This is a genomic window from Sphingobacterium lactis (genome assembly GCF_011046555.1).
GTDB classification, from domain to species: Bacteria; Bacteroidota; Bacteroidia; order Sphingobacteriales; family Sphingobacteriaceae; genus Sphingobacterium; species Sphingobacterium lactis.
Genome location: NZ_CP049246.1, coordinates 2,525,329 through 2,547,785, shown reverse-complemented (window position 1 = coordinate 2,547,785; position 22,457 = coordinate 2,525,329). Strand labels below are relative to the sequence as shown.

The window sequence follows — 22,457 nt, the reverse complement described above, 5'->3', positions numbered from 1 at the left end:
TCTATAATCGGTTTAGTCTCTTTTTAACGTATAGTACAATTCATTCCATCGCAACTGACTTTCAAGTTGAGGGATGGTTGTCTGTTCATCAATAGCGATATATTCCAATCCTGCAATTCGTGCAAAATCCTCTAAGTATTCCGGTGTCAAGCTTAAACTGTAGGCCGTATGGTGTGCACCACCTGCATAAATCCATGCAGAGCAACCAGTTTTCATATCAGGGAGTGGCTTCCATAGCACCCGTGCAACAGGAAGTTTTGGCAATTCTGCTTTTACGGGAACACCTATAACCTTATTTACGATTAAACGAAATCTGTTTCCCATATCCACTAAAGAAGCGTTGAGGCCATCGCCGCTCATGCCATTGAACACCAAACGTGCTGGGTCAGCTTTACCTCCGATTCCGAGCGGATGGACTTCAATCCGGACCTTTCCTTCTGCCAAACTGGGATCTACCTCCAACATATGAGAGCCCAATACCATTGGATTCTCAGGGTCAAAATGGTAGGTGTAATCTTCCATGAATGCAGAGGCACCCGGAAGCCCTTCTCCCATGACTTTACATGCACGAACTAGAGCTGGGGTTTTCCAGTCGCCTTCACCTGCAAAACCATATCCTTCAGCCATCAACCGCTGAACAGGCAGGCCAGGGAGTTGGACCATACCATGCAAATCTTCAAAAGTATCCGTAAATCCTTTATAATTTCCTTCCTCCAAAAATCTACGCAAACCCACTTCAATTTTAGCTGCTTCAATTAGGCTGTTTCTAGCAGCCCCATTTTTATTGACATCATCCGCCAACTCATAATTATTGGCATAATCATCGAGTAAATTTTGGATCTGCTCATCTGTTACTTGGTTTATCACGGCTACTAAATCACCAATCGGGTAAGTATTTACAGAAAAACCGAATTGGGTTTCTGCAGCAACTTTATCGCCGTCTGTAACTGCTACATTGCGCATATTATCGCCAAAGCGGACAAATTTAGCTCCCTGCCAATCCTTCCATGCTGCTGCCGCCCGTGACCAAACGGCTATTCGCGCGATCGTTTCCTCATCCTTCCAATGTCCAGTAACTACTTTCCTTGCAATCTGTAAACGGCTTACGATATGTCCGAACTCACGATCTCCATGCGCACTTTGATTCAAATTCATAAAATCCATATCAATGGCCTCCCATGGAATATCACGATTAAATTGGGTATGTAGGTGCAATAATGGACGCTGTAAAGCCTTCAGTCCACGAATCCACATTTTAGCCGGAGAGAATGTATGCATCCAAGTAATGATACCTATACAATTAGCTGTGCTGTTAGCTTCAACGATCGTCTGATAGATCTCATCACTATTCTTAACAATTGGTTTATAGACGACCTTTACAGGGATAGTTGTTTCTGTATTGAAATGCTCTACAATTGCATTTGCGTTTTGTGCAACTTGTTTTAATGTTTCTTCTCCGTATAAATCCTGACTTCCAGTCAAGAACCAAATTTCCAGGTTTTTGTAGGTAATATTCATGTAAATGTAGGTTTAATGTTGATTATTGTTGGCCATAATAAGCTTCGGCTCCGTGTTTTCTATCCCAATGTTTATTGATTAAGGATTCTTTCATTCGCTGAGCTTGGGGATTAATCTGTTCTGTCAATAGCGCCATCTTTGCCACTTCCTCCAATACGGCGGCATTATATACTGACTTGTGGCCATCTTTACCCCAAGCAAACGGTGCATGGCTTCCAACAAGGACCATTTCTACCTCTTTATAATCCAGATTATTTTCCTGGAAGTGATCCATGATCTGAAATCCCGTTTCGTATTCATAATTTCCGATGATACGATCATCCTTCATTGGTGCAGCACAGGGAATATCTTTGGTGAGATGATCCGCATGAGTTGTTCCGAAGATTGGAATATCGCGTAAACTCTGCGCCCAGGCTGTTCCATAGGAAGAATGGGTATGTGTGATCCCCCCGATATCCCAATGTTTGTACAGGACAGCGTGGGTCTTTGTATCTGACGATGGCCTAAATTTGCCTTCGACAATATTACCATCGAAGTCCACAATAACAATCTGATCCACCTTTAATTCTTCATACGGGACACCACTAGGCTTGATCGCAAATACACCCTTTTCCCGGTCAGCAACACTTACATTCCCAAATGTAAACAGGACGAGATTTAATTTTGGCAATAACATATTGCACGCATATGCCTCTTCTTTAATAGCGCTATACATATTTTTAATTTTTACTAGTAAATGATTCTAAAAACCCACCTAATTCCTTGTACCTATTATACCTTTTGGCATAAATGGAAACTTTTTGCGGATTTGGTTGATAGGTTTTTTCAAAGCCCTGCCCCATTGCATGCATTGCATCTTCAACCGAAGCGTAATGACCGGCAACAGTTGCCGCGAACATAGCTGCCCCAAGGGCACAAGTTTGTTCACTTTTGTGGACCTTAATTGGAGCATTCATCACATCAGCCATCATTTGCATAATAAAAGGTGATTTTTTTGCTACTCCGCCCAAAGCAATTAGACCTTTGATTGGAATCCCTTCGGATTCAAAACGATCGACAATACTCTTTGCGCCAAAACAGGTCGCCTCAACAATAGATCTAAAAATCCGAGGCGCATCAGATCCTAAACCTAACCCTCCAATTGCACCTTTCAATTCCTGATTTGCATCCGGTGTACGGCGGCCGTTAAACCAATCAATAGCAAATTCACTATCTAAATTGATCTCCAATTCTTCCGCCTTAGCACTTAACTGGATCAACAAATTGGATTCATATTCTTCTTTTAGGCTTTCTATAGTTTCAGTGGATAATAAATCGGATTTGGACACCATAAAATCCAGAGGCCACATAAGCAATTTCTTGAACCAGGCATAAGCATCTCCAAAAGCAGATTGACCAGCTTCCATGCCCAACATGCCAGGAATGACCGAACCATCCACTTGGCCACAGATACCCCGGACCAACGTATCCCCAACTTCATCCTTCGGCACAACAACGATATCACAAGTTGATGTTCCCATCACCTTACTGAGGTGATAGGGTTCAATCTGTCCTCCTACTGCTCCCATATGGCAATCAAATGCGCCAATACCAATTTTCACCTGCTCATTAAGCCCTAATCGATCGGCCCATTCTGGGGATATTGTTCCAGCTGATTCCGCAGCTGTATATGTCTCCGTAAAAATATGATCTAAAATAGGGGCTAATAAAGGGTCCCAATCGGTAAAAAAATCTTTTGGCGGAACACCGCCAAATTCACTAGCAAATAAAGCTTTATGCCCTGCAGAGCATACTCCGCGTTTCAATTGCGTTGCATCTGAACCACCTGTTAAGACGAAGGGTATGTAATCACAATGCTCCACCCATGAGAAAGTGGCTTGCCGAACGGCCTCATCCTTCCTCAGGATGTGCAGGAGTTTCGCCCAATACCACTCGGAAGAATAGACACCGCCTACGTATTTAAGGTAGTTAATAGGGTATTTCTCGGCATGTTCATTCAATTCATTTGCTTCTTTTATGGCCATATGATCTTTCCATAAAATAAACATGGCATTCGGGTTGTCCTTGAACTCATCTAGCATCGCTAGTGGGACACCATCCTGATTTACAGCAATCGGAGTCGATCCTGTTGTATCCACGGAAATGGCAGTCACCATATTACCGATATCGGCAATGGAAGATTTTTCAAGACAGTCTTTTATCGTAGATTCCAGACCCTCCAGGTAATCCAAAGGGTGTTGCCGGTATTGACTATTGACCGCTTGGCAATACTTCCCAGCCTTCCATCGCGGATAATAAAAAACCGAGGATGAAACCTCCACTCCGGAGGAAACATCAACGAGGACCGAACGTACAGAATCCGTCCCATAATCAATCCCTATTACAAAAGATCTGTCCATGAATAAAATTTTGAAAGTTGGTTTATAATGTGCTATAAATGCGTTGAATACCATTTAAAGTAAATCTCTGCATTTATTAATGTCAAATTAACATTTAATTTTTCAATAATAAAAATAATAAATGTAATTTCTACATTTATTGTATATTCGTGCATCGAGTACGCAGGGAAAGAACATAAATTGTATCTTTCCACTTGGCATTTCAAAATCGTTTATTATCTAATTTTATTTACTCATGACGCTCTATCAGGATTATCCCAAGTTTTTATTAGCAGTAGATTGTATCATTTTTGGTTTTAACGGTGAACATCTGGAAGTACTACTAGTAAAACGGGGTTTTGAACCTGAAATCAACAAATGGAGTTTGATGGGTGGTTTTGTTCGAGAAAACGAACGTCCGGAGCAAGCGGCAGACCGCGTTTTACAACAATTGACGGGATTGAATGATGTGTATATGGAACTATGCGGTGCTTTTGGCGAGCCTAATAGAGATTATGCAGGGCGGGTGGTTAGTATCTGTTATTTTGCATTAATAGACTCAAAAAAGACGCAGGAAATAGTATCAGAAAAATATGAGGCGCAATGGTTTCCGATTAGCGAGTTTCCGGAATTGATTTTTGACCATAATAAAATGGTCTCAAAAGCGAGGCGGAGCTTGCGCATGAAGGCTGCCCTCTACCCTATTCTGTTTGAACTTTTGCCTGAAAAATTCACTATCCCCCAGATTATTGCACTGTATGAAGGCGTATACGACACAGCACTAGATAAGCGAAATTTTATCCGCAAATTATCGACCTCTGGCTTATTGAACAAAACTTCGGAAAAGGATAAATCCGGCTCCAAAAAAGGCGCTTTTTATTACACCTTAAATACAGAGGTTTATAAAGAAAAAATTATGACCTTCTTACAATATCTTCCAAGTTGGAATATGGACTAATTTTGATTAACTTTCTGGCTTCCAGCTCCTCAATACTTTTTCTTTCGCATAGTGTTTTGCCTGCTTTGCCGTTAACTCTTTTGCCCAATCCACTCTATGAGCAGATTGATTTCCCGGACCGGCGGTATTGTACTCCACAAAGGTAACCGTCAAATATTTTTCTGGAAAATTCTTGTCACCATCCCAGGGATCCCACCCTTGCGCTACGATATGTTGATCGAAGTAGCTATTTAGAAAAACGACCTTGGCATAGGGCCGCCACGGTCTTCCTAAGAAAACTTTATGCACACCCGCTTCAGCAAGTAAACGACAGTTCGAAAATACAAACCCATATTTTTCTTCTTGAACTGTAGCTGCGGCAGTTATGTAGGAGTTAGATAGACTTATAATGGTGCATTTTTCGAAAAAAGCTGTTGCTGCGCCAAATATAAAATCTGTTGTACCGGTAATTGTACAATTTTCAAAATAAGATCGTGTTCCCGATCTCCCTAAGTATAAGGTGTCCTGATTGCCGATCAATTTACAATTCCGAACAACTATTCTATCTCCATCAATATGTAATGCTACGGCTTGTCCAACTCGACCCGCCGAATTGACGATAGTCAAATTTTCCAACTTGCAGTCATTTGCTGACACCAATATTGTATAAGAATTATACGTGTTCATTTTGGACAATCCCGTAGGATCTGGATTGGTAAGATCTTTACCTGAGAAATCTTGGAATTGAATAATCGTACGTTCCGCATCCAATCCTATCAAACTGATATTTCTTTTGTAAGCGGGTATTACGATTTTTTCCGTGTAAGTTCCAGGTTTAATAACTATAGTAACCCTTCTTTCTGCGTGGTCACGGACATGGTTTATCGCTTTTTGAATACTAGAGAAATCACCACTCCCATCTTGTGCAACTGTAAGCTGGTCTTTATTGTCAATAGTTTGTCCAACCACTGCAATCGAAGAGAAAATCAGCAATATTACGACGAATCCTTTTAAATTATACATTTGTTCACCTTACATTTATTTCAAGTTTAACATTTCCTCTCTATTTACACAAGGGCGATACCCGCAATCGTTTCCGGCAACGATTGCGTAGGAAAATTTCCGCAATATTGAAATAATGTAGAAATTCATCTTTTAAAAATTGATAAAGAATGAAAACGTTACGATGTGAAAACCCGGGAGAAATGGTTTACGGGGAAGCCGAAATTCCAAAACCTGGTAAGGGAGAATCATTATTGAAGATCCGCAAGGTCGGCATCTGTGGAACGGATATACATGCTTTTTCAGGAAATCAACCTTTCTTCGCATATCCCAGGATATTGGGACATGAAATAGCGGCAGATTATATTGCTGGTGATGCTGAAGGTATTCAGGTTGGCGACAAAGTCACAGTTATACCCTACCTTACAAAAGGCTTGGACATTGCCTCTAGACTTGGGCGCCCTAATTGTGCTACGGACATGCAAGTTTTAGGTGTTCATATCGATGGTGCAATGGCTGAATATATTGTAGTCCCCTCGCATGCAGTCTGCACGTCGAAAGGCTTAAGTTATGATGAATTGGTTTTGGTTGAACCTATTGCCATCGGAGCACATGCGATTCAACGGGCAGGTTTAATACCCTCCGAATATACGTTGGTCATTGGCGCAGGCCCAATTGGGCTTGGTATCATTAGCCTAGCCCATATTGCCGGGGCAAAGGTCATCGCGATGGATATGGACGATTCGAGATTAGCACAGGCACGCAAACTCGGTGCCTCCCATACCATAAATCCTAAAGAGAAAGATGTAACAACGACATTATCAGAAATTACGAATGGTGATATGCCGACTCTACTATTTGATGCTACAGGAAACACAACAGCTATAAATAGTGCTTTTCAATATATGGCTCATGGGGCACGTTATATATTGGTTGGGTTGCAAAAGGATGAAATCCATTTTAGCCATCCTGAATTCCATAAACGTGAGGGGACATTAATGAGCAGCAGGAATGCTTTGGCCAAGGATTTCGAATATGTCATGGATCGATTTGAAGAAAAATCACTACAATCGGGCTATTTCATTACGCGAAGAGTAAATTTTGCGGACGCGGCAAGTTTATTTACCGATCCAGATCGACCATTGTTAAAAGGAATAAAGACGATCATCGAGTTCAATTAAAAATATCAACCCACAATTTTTTTAATAAAAAATCGCAGCCAATATTCTATTGTGCTGCGATTTTAATTTTGCATAAGTATAAACGAGGGGCCTTTGAAAAGCTCCGGCATCGTTTGCATAAATTTTCCGTGCTTTTCAAATTGATTCCTTGTAGACTTGTTTATATAACTACCGATTATAAACGATTATTGAAGCAAAGCATCATGATTAAAAAGGATTTACTTTCATTTTTAGGGATATCACTTCTCTGTGTATTGGGAAATTCCAAAACATTGGGACAAGAACCTGTTAGACCCACTATCCAACAGGTAAGCTTTCCAAAGGATACGACGCACATTGCATCTTTTGGAGCAAAGGGAGATGGCCAATTCTTAAATACTGAAGCAATAAATTCTGCAATCGCTGAATGCAACAAAAAAGGTGGTGGAGTAGTTCACATTCCTGCGGGTCTATGGCTTACCGGTCCAATAGAATTAAAAAGCAATGTCAATTTACATGTGGGAAGAGATGCCGTGCTGCTCTTTACTTCTGATTTTAACGAATACAAACTCGTTGAATCAAATTGGGAGGGTGAACCATCATGGAGGAATCAAAGCCCTATATCCGGAAGGAACTTAGAAAATATTGGGATTACAGGAAAAGGTATCATCGATGGAAATGGCGCTGCATGGCGTATGGTAAAGAAAAGCAAACTAACTGAATCACAATGGAAAAAATTAATTGAATCGGGAGGCGTTTTAGACGAAAAACAAGAAATCTGGTATCCTTCGATCGGTTCGCTGAAAGGATCGAAGCAGAAAAAACCAGGATTAATGAAGCCCGGGACACAGGCCAGTGACTTTCAAGAGGTTAAAGACTTCCTACGCCCTAACCTTTTGCAATTGACAAACTGTAAAAAAATATTACTAGAAGGTGTAACGATTCAAAATTCACCTGCTTGGAATCTTCACCCTTTGATGTGTGAAGACCTCACCCTGCGCGATCTTCTTGTTTTGAATCCATGGTATGCCCAAAATGGAGATGGTGTAGATGTGGAATCATGTAGAAATGTCCTCATTGAAGATTGTACGTTCGATGTTGGAGATGATGGTATCTGCATTAAATCTGGTCGAGATAAAGCTGGGCGTGATCGAGGAATGCCTACGGAGAATGTGATCATTCGCAATAATATCGTGTACCATGCACATGGTGGTTTTGTAATCGGTAGTGAAATGAGTGGTGGGGCTCGTAACATCTGGGTGGAAGATTGCTCTTTTATTGGTACTGATATAGGTCTACGATTCAAAACAACGCGAGGGCGCGGTGGTGTAGTGGAAAACATTTTCATTAAAAACATCAATATGTTCGATATTCCAGGTGAAGCTATATTATTTGACATGTATTACATGGCCGTAGATCCTGTACCATTAGCAGGGGAGAAAAAAGAAACGGTAAAAGTGGTCAAACTTCCAGTCACTGAAGAGACACCAAGCTTTAAAAATTTCACTATTGAAAATGTTCATGTTCATGGGGCAGATAAAGGAATATTCCTGCGTGGTTTGCCTGAGATGAACATTCAGAATATTTCAATCACGAATGTTAACATTCAAGCTAAAAAAGGAATAGATATTATTGAATCTTCTGGCATCACCCTTAACAAAATACGCCTGAAAACGGAAGAGAGCAATCCTTTACTGTATGTACATAATGGCAAGGATATTCACATTAATGGCTTAAGTTCCGTGAATCCGGTTGAAAAATTGATCCAAGTATCCGGTGAAGAAAGTGTTAACATCAAGATTCAAGGAAATGAGATTAAACAGCTCAATAAACAGAAAGAATTTATAAACAACGCGAGTGAAAGCGCCTTAACTATCCAATAATATGAAAAGTTTGTTCCTTAAAGCTATTATTTTGGTCTACTTTGTCTCTGTACAACTAGAAGGTTTCGCACAGAAACCTTTGTCAGAACAAATGGCGAATACTGCCATCGCTGCATTATTCAAGGATGCTCGATTCACAAATCAGGAGAAAGGACCACAATGGACTTATGATATGGGGGTAGTACTGGATGGAATGGCTTTAGTATTCGAAAACACCGGAGACAGTACAGACTTTAACTACATCAAAAATTGGATGGATCAATTTGTATCCGAAGATGGCACAATACGGAATTATCATGCAACAGAATATAACATTGACCATCTAAAGAACGGGAAATCGCTTTTATTTCTATATAAAGCGACTCAAGACAAGAAATATCTAAAAGCTGCAGATAAGCTTTATGCGCAGATTCAAACACACCCAAGAACAAAAGAAGGTGGTTTCTGGCACAAGAAAATATACCCTTATCAAATGTGGCTCGATGGATTATATATGGCACAGCCATTTTATACCGAATATGCTTCAATACATAATATCCCGCACATTTATGAGGATGTTGCCAAGCAATTCCAATATATGGAAAATCATGCTCGCGATGCCAAAACAGGATTGTTATATCATGGTTGGGATGAATCCAGAAAGGAACGTTGGTCAGATCCGAATACTGGTTTGTCCAGAAATTTTTGGGCACGCGGTATTGGCTGGTTTTCCATGGCGCTGGTAGATGTCTTGGACCATTTCCCCGCCGATCACCCTAAGCGAAAAGATCTTATAGCCATGTTAAATAGAACGCTTACTGCTGTTGCAAGGGTACAAGATCCAAAAACACACGTTTGGTTTGATGTAATTGATCAGGGGGATCGAAAAGGCAATTATGTTGAGGCATCGGCTTCAAGCATGTTTATCTATGCCATGGCCAAATCCATCCGCTTAGGCTATATCGATCAAACCTTCCAGAAGAATGTTGACCTAGGATATAAAGGTCTTCTCAAAGAATTTGTGGAACCAGCGGGGAAGGATCACATCAATTTAAATAAGGTGGTTACAGTATCTGGATTAGGAGGTAAAAAGTATCGTGATGGAAGTTTCGAATATTACATTAGTGAGCCAGTAAAAGCGAACGACCCGAAAGGTGTTGGGGCTTTTCTTATGGCAGCCTCAGAAATGGAAAGACAAAAAACAAACAGAAAATAAGCACAATAAAATAAGGACACCATGTTGGTTTCAAGAGAAAATTTAAAAAATATTAAATCCAAAGCTGTGGAGCTTCCTGCCCCATCTACCTTTGATCTTCCAGTTCGTATCCTTCAATTCGGTACTGGTGTGCTACTCCGGGGTTTACCTGATTATTATGTAGATAAGGCCAATAAACAAGGAATATTTAATGGTCGTATTTTGGTTGTAAAATCGACATCATCTAACGGGACCGATGAATTTAAAGAACAAGATAATATTTACACTTTATGTATAAAGGGTATTGAAGATGGCGAACAGGTCGTGAAATACACTTTAATTAATGCAATATCCAACGTATTATCTGCATCAAAGGATTGGCAAGAAATTCTGAAGGCTGCTGAAAATCCAGACCTTGATATAGTTTTTTCCAACACAACGGAAGTTGGCATAACACTAAGTAATGATAGCATAGAGGAAAACCCTCCTAGTTCATTCCCAGGAAAACTATTGAGTTTTCTATATCACAGGTTCCACCATTTTGACGGGGATGAACAAAAAGGACTTGTAATCCTCCCTACAGAATTAATTTCTGACAACGCGACAAAGCTGAAAAAAATCATAATAACCCTTGCAACACAGAATCAATTATCTGCAGCATTCATAGCTTGGTTAACATCTGCCAATGATTTCTGTAATACTTTAGTTGATCGAATTGTGCCTGGCAAATTAACCACTCAAGATAAAATGGAGGTAGAAAATCTTTTGGGATATCAAGATGATTTAATGATAATGGCAGAGCCATTTAGCCTTTGGGCAATCGAGACGGATTCTGAAAGGGTAAAGCAGAAACTTAGCTTTGCCAAAGCAGATGAGAACATCAAGCTGGTCCCTTCAATTAATAAGTTCAAAGAGATTAAGTTGCGCTTACTAAATGGAACGCATACACTCAGCACTGCAATCGCTTTATGGAGTGGATTTGAAACCGTTACGGAAGCAATGAACAACAAACATTTCCATCAATTCGTCGATAATTTAATGCGGTTGGAAATTGGGCCGGCAATTGTGAATCAGCATATCGAAAAAGACGATACTGCTCAATTTTCTAGACGAGTGATCGACCGGTTCAGCAATCCATTTCTACAGCATCGATGGGAAAGTATTGCACTCAATTATACATCAAAAATGAGCATGCGTGTCATTGACCTGATCCATAATTGGTATGCTAAAAATCATGTTCTACCCCAACATATTGCCTTGGGTTTTGCTGCTTATCTAAAGTTTATGAACAGCCAACAACAAGAACAGGGTTTTGTACAATCCATAAATGGCAAAACCATTACACTGCAGGACGAATTTGCACCATTACTTCACGATTATTGGATTCAGGAAGAAAATGTAGTTAAAAATGTACTCAGCGATGATAACCTTTGGGGTAAGAATTTGACCCAATACAAGGGTTTTGCTGAAGCTGTACAAAATTTTATCCAGGAGATAAACGCTAATGGTGTCTTACATACCATCGAAAAACTAAATGCATCATGGGAAGAAACGTATTAAAAATTCATCCGAAGGATAATGTCATCGTCGCCCTTCAGGATCTAAAAAAAGGTCAAAGTATTATATTGGACGGCGAGACCATTTATCTGCACGAGGATATTCCTGCCAAGCATAAATTTTTCACACATGCTATGGAATTTGGTGATGAGATTTTCATGTATGGTGTTTTGGTTGGGAAAGCTCAGTTTTCCATTCCTCAAGGAGCTATCATGAATGTGGACAACACCAAACATGCAGTTGATCCATACACCTTTAAACCCTTTAATTACGAATGGGAATCACCTGATATTCAAAAGTTTGCCGGGCGAACATTTAATGGATATGTGCGATCGGATGGACAGGTAGGGACAGCAAATTATTGGTTATTTATTCCAACTGTCTTTTGTGAGAACAGGAACTTGGAAGTGATACGCGAGAGCCTAAATAATGAACTGGGATACGGAATAACCGATAAATACAAAGCATTTACCCACGAATTATTATCGGCTTACACAGCTGGTGAAGATGTTTCATCCGTTTCGTTGCAGGACTTGGACTTTCCCGCCACAACCAAAAGCCGGGTATTCAAGAATGTTGATGGCATAAAATTTTTACTCCACCAAGGAGGATGTGGCGGTATTCGACAAGATGCAACTGTGCTGGGAAAATTACTCGCTGCCTACGCTGATCATCCTAATGTAGCTGGCATTACTGTCTTGAGCTTGGGGTGTCAGAATCTACAAACTTCGGAATTATTAGAAAATATTAAACTTAGAAATCCACAATTCCAAAAGCCCTTATATGTTTTTGAACAGCAACAGTCCATCAGTGAGGAAGTTCTCATCAAGGAAGCAATTCAGAAAACATTTGCTGGACTTATAGAGATCAATAAAGAAGAACGAACACCTGTAGGGTTGGATAAAATGGTTTTAGGTGTTAAATGTGGAGGTAGTGATGGTTTTTCTGGGATTTCTGCGAATCCGGCGGTCGGCTATGCGTCTGACCTCGTGGTGGCATTAGGCGGGAAGGTACTATTAGCGGAATTCCCTGAGCTTTGTGGAGCAGAGCAGAATCTCATTGAAAGAACAATTGATCCAAAAGCCGCGCAAAAATTTATGGACCTTATGTCTGCATATAGCCAATCTGCGGAATTAGCGGGTTCAGGCTTTCACATGAACCCATCTCCGGGTAATATTCGAGATGGTCTAATTACCGACGCCATAAAGAGTATGGGGGCAGCAAAGAAAGGTGGAACCTCCCCTATTGTAGATGTCCTTGATTATACGGAGAAGGCAACAAAGCCAGGTTTAAATTTAGTCTGTACACCAGGTAATGATGTGGAAGCCACCACAGGAAAAACAGCATCTGGAGCAACATTGATCCTATTTACAACAGGATTAGGCACACCTACAGGAAATCCAATCTGTCCAGTAATTAAGGTGAGTACCAATAATGCCCTTACGGAACGTATGGGTGACATTATAGATATCAATACCGGCCCCATCATCGAGGGTGAAAAAACCATTCAGGAAATGGGGGAAGAAATATTAGCGTATTGCATCAAAGCGGCAAGTGGCGAAATTATTCCAAAAGCGGTACAATTAAATCAAGATGACTTTATCCCTTGGAAAAGGGGTGTAAGCTTATAAAGAACGATCATGAAAAAATTTTTAGACGAAAACTTCTTATTACAGAGCGAAATTGCTCAGGACCTATATCACAACTTTGCTAAGCAACAGCCGATTATTGATTACCATAACCATTTGATCCCAGAACAAATTGCCAATAATAAGCAATTTGATAACATTACACAGGTTTGGTTAAATGGTGATCATTATAAATGGCGAGCAATGCGCACTTTTGGCATCAAGGAAAAATATATAACTGGAGATGCTACAGATAAGGAAAAATTCCTGAAATGGGCTGAAACCGTGCCTTATACCATGCGAAATCCATTGTATCATTGGACTCATCTGGAATTGCAACGCTATTTTGGCATTACGGATCTCTTGACACCCAAAACGGCAGAAAAGATTTACGAACAAACAGCAGAAAAATTAGGACAACCTGAATTCTCTGTTCGCGGTTTACTGAAGAAAATGAATGTAGAGGTCGTATGTACTACAGATGACCCGATCGATTCATTAAATTACCATAAACAATTTGCTTCGGAGAAGGAATCTTTTAAGATGTTACCAGCATTCCGACCTGACAAAGCAATGCAGGCAGAGGATGTCGCTGGTATGAATGATTATATCCAAAGTTTGGAAAAAGTAAGCAACAAATCCATCGGAACGTATCAAGAATATATCCAGGCTTTAAAATCTAGACATGACTATTTCGCTGAAAACGGATGTTCCATATCCGATCATGGTTTGGAACAGATTTATGCCGAAGATTTTTCCGACAGTGAGATCTCGAAAATATTCGACACGTTAAGGACAGGAAAAGCACTTTCGCCGGAGGACGTCTTAAAGTTTAAATCAGCAATGCTCCTTCAATTTGCGGAATGGGACCATGAAAAAGGATGGGTTCAACAATACCATTTGGGTGCCCTCCGGAACAATAATGCACGGATGTTGCGGGTGAATGGTCCTGATACGGGATGGGACTCCATTGGTGATTTTAGCCAGGCTCGTGCGCTATCCAAATTCTTAAATAGGTTGGATGATCAAGATAAATTAGCCAAAACAATTCTATACAATTTAAATCCCGCGGATAATGAATTGATAGCGACTATGATCGGAAATTTCAATGATGGTTCCATAAAGGGAAAGATTCAATTTGGATCGGCATGGTGGTTTTTGGATCAGAAGGATGGCATGACGAAGCAAATTAATGCACTATCCAATATGGGATTGCTGAGTTGCTTGGTCGGAATGTTGACCGATTCAAGAAGTTTTCTCTCTTTTCCGCGTCATGAATACTTTAGACGTTTAATCTGTGATATTTTTGGTCAGGATGTTGTAAATGGTGAGCTTCCCGATGACCGTGATTTGATCGGTGGCATCATCAAAGATATTAGCTACAACAATGCAAAAACATATTTCAATTTTTAAAAGTTAAGATGCATTCATCATCATTTCTTGACGATGAAAGGAACAACCAAAAGTTCCAGCCTAAAAATATTTTTGGTAAAGAAAATTAGTAAAAAACCTATTGTATTTGTTTGGTTTTAGTGTTGGGGGGCTTCATTGACCCCCAACCTAAAAAATCCCACATGCATTTTAGTATATAATCAACCTATAACGGAATAAATATGGAATTAGATTTACAACAAATCTTTCTTCAAGAAGAGGACATTCCTAGAGAATTCGTCCTAACAGAAGAAATTGATCAGCGGGAATACCTCTCCAATGGGGAGTTGTTACCTTGGCAGGGAGAAGTCAATGACGTTTTCTCCCCTATTTGTATTCAAACCAAGAATGGACTTCAAAGGAAAAGGATTGGGAGCTATCCAGTGGGTACAGAAAAAGAATCTATGGAAGCTTTAGATGCCGCTGTAAATGCTTACGATAATGGACGTGGCGAATGGCCAACCATGAGTGTGGCGGATAGGATCGCTTGCGTAGAATCATTTACCCAGAAAATGATATCGCAAAAGGAAATTGTTGTGCGATTGATCATGTGGGAAATTGGCAAATCCATTTCAGATTCCGAAAAGGAATTTGACCGAACTGTGGAATATATTTACGCTACGATTGAGGCATTAAAGGACCTTGATCGCGACTCTTCTCGTTTTCAGATCGAGCAGGGTATTATAGCGCAGATTCGTCGTTCACCTTTAGGCGTGGTATTATGTATGGGTCCATTTAACTATCCGCTGAATGAGACTTTTACGACTTTGATTCCAGCGTTGATCATGGGAAATACCCTTTTATTCAAACCACCTAAACACGGAACTTTATTACATTATCCTCTACTGGATGCATTTAGAACAAGTTTCCCCAAAGGAGTTGTCAATACAATCTACGGAAGGGGAAATAAAATCGTACCTGAGTTGATGAAATCTGGAAAAATCAATGTTTTGACATTAATTGGATCCAGTAGAGTAGCTGATGAACTGAAAAAATTACATCCAAAAGTAAATCGTCTCCGTGCTATCTTGGGGCTGGACGCAAAAAACGCGGCAATCATAACTCGGGATGCGGATCTAGATTTGGCAGTTTCTGAAACTGTCTTGGGTTCATTATCCTTTAATGGACAGCGATGTACTGCAATCAAGATCGTCTATGTGCACAGAAGCCTGGCCCAGGAATTCCTACAGAAACTAAGTCAAAAGGTTGGTCAGTTAAAATACGGGATGCCATGGGAAAAAGGAGTGTTCTTGACTCCCCTGCCAGAGCCAAATAAGCCAGGTTATCTTAAGGAATGCCTCGATGATGCGAAAGAGAAGGGTGCTAAAATTATCAATCCACATGGTGGAGAGTCATTGGAATCCTTCTTCTATCCTGCTATCGTTTATCCTATAAATTCACAAATGAAACTCTATCGGGAGGAACAGTTCGGACCTGTAATCCCTGTCATTCCTTTTGATGATCTGGAAGAACCAATCAACTACCTTATTGAATCTTCACATGGCCAGCAAGTTAGTGTTTTCAGCAACAATGAATCAGTTATATCCTCATTGATAACACCTTTGGTGAACCAAGTAAGTCGTGTAAATATCAATTGCCAGTGTCAAAGAGGACCAGACACCTTTCCATTCACAGGTCGAAAGGATAGTGCCGAAGGAACATTATCTGTTTTTGATGCCCTTCGTTCCTTTTCCATCCGATCTTTAGTAGCTACGAAGGAAACGGATCAAAACAAAAAGCTATTAAATGGCATCGTGAATGAAAACACTTCCAACTTCTTGAGTACAAAGTTTATTTTTTAGTCTCTCCTTAAATTAATACAAATAAACAACCCAAGGCTGTATCGTTCGAATACAGCCTTATTTTATTTCCGATTGCTGCCTCATATTTCAGTATTTTATTATTTTCTGCACTATATTGGCAACAAATTAATTACATCATTTCCATTTCATTTTTTTGTACATTTATGACTATGCCTTTTGAAAATTATACCATTAAAGATATTGCGAAAGCCTTGAACCTTTCTCCATCTACTGTATCTAGAGCATTACGCGACAGCTATGAAATCAGTACGGAGACAAAGAAATTGGTCATTGCATATGCGGAGAAGATAAATTACAGGGTAAATCCTATTGCAAGGAGTTTAAAGGAACGCAAGAGTTATAGTTTAGGCATTATAGTAAGTGAAATAGCAAATAATTTCTTTTCCCAGGTTATTGATGGCATCGAGTCAATTGCTTATGATAAGAACTATCAGGTTGTGATCTCACAGACGAGGGAATCTGCAGATCGGGAAAGGCTAAATGTAGAACATTTTTATTCACGGTCCATGGACGGATTACTGATGGCCTTATCTTCTGAAACTACAGACATCCAATATTTACAAAATTTGACAGAGAAAGGATTCCCTATTGTTTTTTTTGACCGCGTACCATCCGAAATCCAAGCCCACAAAGTAACCATAGATAACAGAATGGGTGCCTATCAGGCTGTAGATTACCTACAAAAATCTGGAAAAAAAAGAATCGGCCATTTAACCAGTGCAGAACATCTTTCGATTACAAAGGAGAGATTATCTGGGTACAAAACTGGTCTTTTAGCAGGTGGTTTGGATTTCGATCCGAAACTTGTAAAATATTGCAAATATGGAGGTCTTCACCAAGACGAAATCAATCAGGCTGTAGCAGAATTGATTGAGCAGGATATAGATGGTATTTTCATATCAGGTGATAAGCTAACCACAGGTTATCTATTAGCTATCAAACAAAATCAAGAATACCTTCAATTAAACATTGAAGTTGCGGGTTTTACAAATTCCAAGGTAGTAAGTCTTTTTACCCCTGAAATATCGACGGTTAGACAACCTGCTTTTGAAATTGGCAAAAGAGCTGCGGAATTATTGATTGGACAGATTGAGTCCAAACATCGTGAAGAGGCTTACGAGCACATTATCCTAGGAACGGAGTTTATTGCAAAATAATGTAGATCCTTCTTTAGCACCGATAATACCTGAGATTGATGATGTTACTCGGAATAGATTGGCTATTCCAATGGTCATGAATGACAAGTGCTGCTCCAATAGCTGTTGCCTGTGCCATAGAAGCTGCATAGACTTCAATTTTACAGTATGATTTAGCCAAGAGATTCATATAAATATCGTTATTGCTGAACCCCCCATCTACAAAGATTTTAGAAACATTTCCTTCCTCCAAAATTAAACTCAGGCTTTCTACTTGCGATTGTATCAAACAAAGCATGAACGCATGGTAAGCATGTTCATAATCTCTGAATTCCGCAAGATCCACTAATTTGAAATCTTCCAGGGTCGCATGATCATATTTTTGCTTAACTTCATCTATTAAGTTCCAATCAATTTCCAAGTGTCTAAATTTCGTTTTAGAGATAGAAAAATATTGAGCTATTCTTTGCGTTTGCTGCTCGTGTTCATATCCCGCGAACAATCTTGAAGCCTTAATCGGTCTACCGGTATAATTCATGTAGAACAGCGCATCCTGCGTTAATTCTTGCTTCGTCAACGGCTCCTGATTAAATGGATTTAAGGAGATACACCAAGTGCCAGTAGATATTAAGATAAAAGGTTCATGAAAGTTCAGTAGATAAGGGATCAAGGCAGATGAGCTATCATGAAGACCAATCCCGACTTTAAAGGGACTACCGGGGAATGCAGCTGGAAACACCTCATCACCTGCTACGATCGGTGGTAATTTCTGATCCAATTGAATATCCCGAACCCATTGATGGTAATCGTTTTGCTTGAAATCCCATAAAGCAGTATGGCAACCAATGCTTGTCATATCTGAGAATACTTGCCCTGTCACCAAAAAACTCAGGTATTGTGGAAGGTGAACAGCATATTTAACCTGTGTATATATATCAGGTTTTTCCTTAGCCAACCGGAAGACTTGTAAACCTGAATTTAGACTCCCCAGTGCGGGCGATGCTGTGTCAATAGAAAATTGCTCCACCCCTCCATACGAAGCGTGCAGCTCGTTTGTTAACGGTTCAGGATACGATTTCAGGTAATTATATAACGGGGTTAAAGGTTTACCAGATTGATCAAGATAGACAAAACTGGCTCCGTATGAGGCAAAATTGATTGCCTTTATTTCGAATTCCGTATGTCTAAATACCTCGTGGAGCGAATCAAATACCGATAACCGTAGGCTATCGATATTTTCACATGGATCACCATCCTCATCTACGGTTTCAAGAAATCTCGCAGTGCGTTCAAAAACAATTTGATAATGTTCATCAAATAGAAACAATTTCTTATTGGTCTTGCCGACATCAAAGATGGCAATCACAGGTATCCTCTTCTTCACCATTATATTATAACCCAGTGGCAATTCCTTGATGACCACGTTCCTTAATTAATGCCGCGCGCAAGTTTAAATCTTCAAATAATTGGACAGGATTAAGAGCTGCACCATTCCGATGCCTAGACTCAGCAAGCAGTGGTCGAACATCTGTTCTGTACGCATCTTGGAGAATTTCTTGAGCTCGGACAACATTGTTCTCCTGTTGTGCAATTTTCAAGGCCTTCCTATCCACCAGTAAAGCTTGTGCATAGGCAATTTTAATGGCTTCCACAGACTGCATCAGGTCAAGCAATGGATCTTTAAGGTTATGCGAGGCATCGATCATCCAACCTAAACTGGATGCGAAATCTAATCCTTGATAAGCTAAACCATCCACAAGTTCATTGAAAATCAAAAACAATTGATACGGTTTAATCGCTCCCGCAGTGAGGTCATCATCTGCATATTTACTATCATTGAAATGAAAACCTCCCAATTTATTCTCGCCTAATAAAATGGCAACAATCTGTTCAATATTAACATTAGGTTGATGATGCCCTAGATCAACTAAGGTGTAGGCCTTTTCTCCCAGTTTATTTGCTAAAAGAAGGGATTGTCCCCAATCAGCAATCGTTGTAGAATAAAAATTTGGTTCAAAACCTTTATATTCAACAAACATCTTCCAATCCTCCGGTAATTCAGCATAAATGGCTTGCAAAGATGCAAGTGTATTCTGAAAGGCCTCCCTAAAATTCAATTGCCCTGGGAAAGAGGAACCATCAGCCAACCAAACGGTTAAAGCCTTGGATCCCAAATCTTTTCCATATTTAATAACTTCAATATTATGGGCTATTGCTTGATTCCTAACATTTGGATCGACGTGGTGAAGGGAGCCAAATTTATAGCTATGCTCCTGCCCTTTTTGATCCTGAAAAGTGTTGGAGTTAACTGCATCGAATTTTAGTCCATAAGATTTGGCAAGATTTTTTATTTTTTCGGCATCTTGGGGGATATCCCATGGAATATGTAATGATATCGCTCCGCTGCTTTTATTTATTGCATGTAATAATCCCACGTCTTCTATTTTTTGTTCCAGAGAACCTGGCTCACCCGCTCCTGAAAAACGACCAAACCTGGTACCGCCTGTGCCTAATGCCCAGCTTGGTATCGCTATTTGGAAATCTTGTAATTTCTTAATGATTTCTTCAGATTCCGGTAACTCTTTTTGAAGATAAGCCAATTTCTTTTGATGCTTTTCATATAGGTCAGCATTGTGGCTATCAATTTTATTTTGTTCTAATTTCACGTCTTCAATATTTAAACAGTAACAGATTCAACTTATCTCCTAGCGTACAAAAGCCATGGCAACTCCCCCATCCACATTCAGGACATTCCCTGTTGATTTATTTAGATTTCCACCCACAAAGGCAAAACATGCATTTGCAATGTCAACAGGTAAAATAATTTCGTTCAGCAGCGTTCGTTTAGCGTAGTATGCGGGTAATTCTTCGACAGAAATACCATAAGCCTTTGCACGTCCTTCAGCCCAGCCTCCAGCCCAGATATTGCTATCAGAAATTACAGCATCGGGATTTACGACATTTACTCGAATTTTCGCCATTCCTAATTCTGCCGCATTTAGTCTACTGAGATGAAGTTGCGCAGCCTTGGCACTGCCGTAACCTGCATTATTAGGTCCACTAACTAAAGCGTTCTTACTGACGATATTGATGACATCACCTCCAATGCCTTGTGCTTTTAACACGTGCGTTGCGGCTTGGGTAACTAAAAACTGACCCTTCACCAAAACATTATATAATAAGTCCCAGTCCTTTTGTACGTGATCCTCGATTGTTTTAGAAATCGATAATCCAGCATTGTTGACAACGATATCAACCCCTCCAAATTCAATTGCTGCAGTTTTAAGTGCACTTTCGATTTGATCCTGTTGCGTAACATCCAAAACAGCTGTTGCAACAGCATCTTTACCAAACAAGGCGATAAATTCATCTTTGGCAGATGCCAATCGCTCTTCATTCATATCGTTCAGCAATACAACTGCACCTTCCTCAGCGAATTTTTTGGCAATAGCCTTTCCTATTCCTCCAGCGCTACCCGTTACCAAAGCAATTTTTCCAGATAATGATTTAGGCTTGGGCATACGCTGCAATTTTGCTTCTTCCAGCAGCCAATATTCAATATCAAAAGCTTCTTGTCGGGGAAGTGCAGTATAAGAACTAACTGCTTCAGCACCACGCATTACGTTAATGGCATTTACATAAAATTCAGAAGCTACACGTGCGGTTTGTTTATCCTTGGCAAAAGCGAACATACCAACACCTGGATAAATAATTATGACTGGATTTCTATCTCGAATTGCTGGGCTATTTTCATGTTTACAGGATTCGTAGTAACTAGAATACAATTCCCTATATTCTTCAAAAGAAGACTCCAACTCCGCCTTGACAGCTTCTACATCATTGAGATCGGCATCTTTTGCTATTTTTAATGTTAAAGGCTGAATCTTTGTTCTTAGAAAATGATCTGGACAGCTTGTTCCCATAATTGCCAAGCGATCAAGATCATTGGAATTAATAAATTCCAATACTTTAGGATCATCTGTAAAGTGACCGATCATATTTCTTTCACTCGAACAAAATCCACGAAGGATGGGTGCAATTTTTGCGGCACGTGCTTGACGTTCGTTAGGTGGTAAGCTTGAAATCTTTTCACCACCAAAAACAGGCCCCTTTTTACCGTAATTTTGCTCTAGGTATTCAGCACACCTTTCTATGACCTCCAGCGAATTCATATAACAGGCATAGGCTGTGTCACCCCAGGTAAACAAACCATGTGAACCAAGCATAATTCCACGTATGTTAGGATTTTCTTCCAGACAGCTACGCAGTTTGATTCCAAGATCAAAACCTGGACGTTGCCAATCCACCCAACCAATGGATCCTCCAAAAAGTTCCTCCGTAATTTTTTTTCCATCTTTTGCAGCGGCAATCGCAATAGCCGCATCGGGGTGCAAATGGTCTATATGTTTGAACGGCAAAAATCCATGAAGTGGTGTATCGATTGAAGGTGCTTTCGAGGAAAGATCAAAAATACAGTGGTTAAACAACTCCACCATTTCATCCTCATGTTCAATTCCCCGATATACGTTTTCCAAATTCCGTAATCGATCAACATACAAAGCAGCTAATCCCGACTTTTTCAACGTTCCGATATCCCCTCCTGAGCCTTTTATCCACATCACTTCCACTGCTTCCCCAGTTAAAGGATCCTTATCAATTACCTTACAAGAGGTATTTCCTCCTCCGTAATTGGTAATACGTAAGTCTGCTCCCAATAAATTGGATCTGTAAAGTAAAAGGGCAACCTCATCACCTTCTAAAGCGCTTGCTTTGTCATCATCCCATAGATATTCTACATGTTTGAATGTTTTCACGTTGTTATATTTTATC

16 protein-coding genes are annotated in these 22,457 nt (G+C 40.0%); 9 read left to right on the top strand and 7 right to left on the bottom strand.

Annotated elements, in window-relative coordinates; genetic code table 11:
• Nucleotides 1–12 precede the first annotated feature (12 nt).
• Genes araA through G6N79_RS11060 form a run of 3 tightly spaced genes read right to left on the bottom strand, consistent with a single transcriptional unit; the run spans nucleotide 13 to nucleotide 3,917 of the window.
• Entirely contained in the window at nucleotides 13–1,518 is a 1,506-nt protein-coding gene (araA, locus tag G6N79_RS11070) for an L-arabinose isomerase (RefSeq protein WP_103907572.1), read from the bottom strand.
• 22 nt (nucleotides 1,519–1,540) lie between these two features.
• Nucleotides 1,541–2,233: an L-ribulose-5-phosphate 4-epimerase gene (locus G6N79_RS11065; protein WP_103907573.1), complete on the bottom strand. Its 693-nt coding sequence runs from the start codon at nucleotides 2,231–2,233 to the stop codon at nucleotides 1,541–1,543.
• A 4-nt stretch (nucleotides 2,234–2,237) separates the two neighbouring features.
• Entirely contained in the window at nucleotides 2,238–3,917 is a 1,680-nt protein-coding gene (locus G6N79_RS11060; RefSeq protein ID WP_103907618.1) for a ribulokinase, read from the bottom strand.
• A 235-nt stretch (nucleotides 3,918–4,152) separates the two neighbouring features.
• On the opposite strand from G6N79_RS11060, the gene G6N79_RS11055 reads away from it, so the two are divergent.
• Nucleotides 4,153–4,854, top strand: a complete 702-nt coding sequence (locus tag G6N79_RS11055; protein ID WP_103907574.1) for an NUDIX hydrolase — start codon at nucleotides 4,153–4,155, stop codon at nucleotides 4,852–4,854.
• A 6-nt stretch (nucleotides 4,855–4,860) separates the two neighbouring features.
• On the opposite strand, the gene G6N79_RS11050 is transcribed toward G6N79_RS11055, so the two are convergent.
• On the bottom strand, nucleotides 4,861–5,856 hold the full coding sequence (locus G6N79_RS11050; RefSeq protein WP_103907575.1) for a pectinesterase family protein: 996 nt from the start codon (nucleotides 5,854–5,856) through the stop codon (nucleotides 4,861–4,863).
• Between the two features lie 149 nt (nucleotides 5,857–6,005).
• On the opposite strand from G6N79_RS11050, the gene G6N79_RS11045 reads away from it, so the two are divergent.
• The 8 genes from G6N79_RS11045 (at nucleotide 6,006) to G6N79_RS11010 (ending at nucleotide 17,648) form a co-directional block, all read left to right on the top strand.
• Complete coding sequence (locus G6N79_RS11045; protein ID WP_103907576.1) at nucleotides 6,006–7,016, top strand: zinc-binding alcohol dehydrogenase family protein; 1,011 nt, start codon at nucleotides 6,006–6,008, stop codon at nucleotides 7,014–7,016.
• A gap of 203 nt (nucleotides 7,017–7,219) precedes the next feature.
• Nucleotides 7,220–8,878 carry a glycoside hydrolase family 28 protein gene (locus G6N79_RS11040; RefSeq protein WP_103907577.1) on the top strand — a complete coding sequence of 553 codons (1,659 nt, stop codon included), beginning with the start codon at nucleotides 7,220–7,222 and terminating at the stop codon, nucleotides 8,876–8,878.
• A gap of 1 nt (nucleotide 8,879) precedes the next feature.
• A complete protein-coding gene (locus tag G6N79_RS11035; RefSeq protein WP_103907578.1) occupies nucleotides 8,880–10,073 on the top strand; it encodes a glycoside hydrolase family 88/105 protein in 1,194 nt (397 codons plus the stop codon).
• A 21-nt stretch (nucleotides 10,074–10,094) separates the two neighbouring features.
• Nucleotides 10,095–11,612 (top strand): tagaturonate reductase, encoded by a 1,518-nt coding sequence (locus G6N79_RS11030; protein WP_103907579.1) that lies wholly within the window; start codon nucleotides 10,095–10,097, stop codon nucleotides 11,610–11,612.
• Nucleotides 11,594–13,240: a UxaA family hydrolase gene (locus tag G6N79_RS11025; protein ID WP_103907580.1), complete on the top strand. Its 1,647-nt coding sequence runs from the start codon at nucleotides 11,594–11,596 to the stop codon at nucleotides 13,238–13,240. Before G6N79_RS11030 ends, G6N79_RS11025 begins: the two co-directional genes overlap by 19 nt.
• A gap of 9 nt (nucleotides 13,241–13,249) precedes the next feature.
• A complete protein-coding gene (gene uxaC, locus G6N79_RS11020; RefSeq protein ID WP_103907581.1) occupies nucleotides 13,250–14,650 on the top strand; it encodes a glucuronate isomerase in 1,401 nt (466 codons plus the stop codon).
• Between the two features lie 200 nt (nucleotides 14,651–14,850).
• Complete coding sequence (locus tag G6N79_RS11015; protein ID WP_103907582.1) at nucleotides 14,851–16,470, top strand: NADP-dependent glyceraldehyde-3-phosphate dehydrogenase; 1,620 nt, start codon at nucleotides 14,851–14,853, stop codon at nucleotides 16,468–16,470.
• 170 nt (nucleotides 16,471–16,640) lie between these two features.
• Nucleotides 16,641–17,648, top strand: a complete 1,008-nt coding sequence (locus tag G6N79_RS11010; RefSeq protein ID WP_103907583.1) for a LacI family DNA-binding transcriptional regulator — start codon at nucleotides 16,641–16,643, stop codon at nucleotides 17,646–17,648.
• Between the two features lie 13 nt (nucleotides 17,649–17,661).
• Here G6N79_RS11010 and G6N79_RS11005 read toward each other — a convergent pair whose 3' ends face one another.
• Genes G6N79_RS11005 through G6N79_RS10995 form a run of 3 tightly spaced genes read right to left on the bottom strand, consistent with a single transcriptional unit; the run spans nucleotide 17,662 to nucleotide 22,441 of the window.
• On the bottom strand, nucleotides 17,662–19,050 hold the full coding sequence (locus G6N79_RS11005) for an FGGY-family carbohydrate kinase (RefSeq protein WP_317046387.1): 1,389 nt from the start codon (nucleotides 19,048–19,050) through the stop codon (nucleotides 17,662–17,664).
• Complete coding sequence (locus G6N79_RS11000) at nucleotides 19,019–20,293, bottom strand: sugar isomerase (RefSeq protein WP_103907585.1); 1,275 nt, start codon at nucleotides 20,291–20,293, stop codon at nucleotides 19,019–19,021. The genes G6N79_RS11005 and G6N79_RS11000 overlap by 32 nt, the downstream gene beginning before the upstream one ends.
• A 39-nt stretch (nucleotides 20,294–20,332) precedes the next feature.
• Nucleotides 20,333–22,441: a bifunctional aldolase/short-chain dehydrogenase gene (locus G6N79_RS10995; protein WP_103907586.1), complete on the bottom strand. Its 2,109-nt coding sequence runs from the start codon at nucleotides 22,439–22,441 to the stop codon at nucleotides 20,333–20,335.
• Nucleotides 22,442–22,457 lie beyond the last annotated feature (16 nt).

Excerpts from the sequence above, each read along its gene's own strand:
- araA (WP_103907572.1), bottom strand. The coding sequence starts at position 1,518 with ATGAATATTACCTACAAAAACCTGGAAATTTGGTTCTTGACTGGAAGT.
- G6N79_RS11065 (WP_103907573.1), bottom strand. The coding sequence starts at position 2,233 with ATGTATAGCGCTATTAAAGAAGAGGCATATGCGTGCAATATGTTATTG.
- G6N79_RS11060 (WP_103907618.1), bottom strand. The coding sequence starts at position 3,917 with ATGGACAGATCTTTTGTAATAGGGATTGATTATGGGACGGATTCTGTA.
- G6N79_RS11055 (WP_103907574.1), top strand. The coding sequence starts at position 4,153 with ATGACGCTCTATCAGGATTATCCCAAGTTTTTATTAGCAGTAGATTGT.
- G6N79_RS11050 (WP_103907575.1), bottom strand. The coding sequence starts at position 5,856 with ATGTATAATTTAAAAGGATTCGTCGTAATATTGCTGATTTTCTCTTCG.
- G6N79_RS11045 (WP_103907576.1), top strand. The coding sequence starts at position 6,006 with ATGAAAACGTTACGATGTGAAAACCCGGGAGAAATGGTTTACGGGGAA.
- G6N79_RS11040 (WP_103907577.1), top strand. The coding sequence starts at position 7,220 with ATGATTAAAAAGGATTTACTTTCATTTTTAGGGATATCACTTCTCTGT.
- G6N79_RS11035 (WP_103907578.1), top strand. The coding sequence starts at position 8,880 with ATGAAAAGTTTGTTCCTTAAAGCTATTATTTTGGTCTACTTTGTCTCT.
- G6N79_RS11030 (WP_103907579.1), top strand. The coding sequence starts at position 10,095 with ATGTTGGTTTCAAGAGAAAATTTAAAAAATATTAAATCCAAAGCTGTG.
- G6N79_RS11025 (WP_103907580.1), top strand. The coding sequence starts at position 11,594 with ATGGGAAGAAACGTATTAAAAATTCATCCGAAGGATAATGTCATCGTC.
- uxaC (WP_103907581.1), top strand. The coding sequence starts at position 13,250 with ATGAAAAAATTTTTAGACGAAAACTTCTTATTACAGAGCGAAATTGCT.
- G6N79_RS11015 (WP_103907582.1), top strand. The coding sequence starts at position 14,851 with ATGGAATTAGATTTACAACAAATCTTTCTTCAAGAAGAGGACATTCCT.
- G6N79_RS11010 (WP_103907583.1), top strand. The coding sequence starts at position 16,641 with ATGCCTTTTGAAAATTATACCATTAAAGATATTGCGAAAGCCTTGAAC.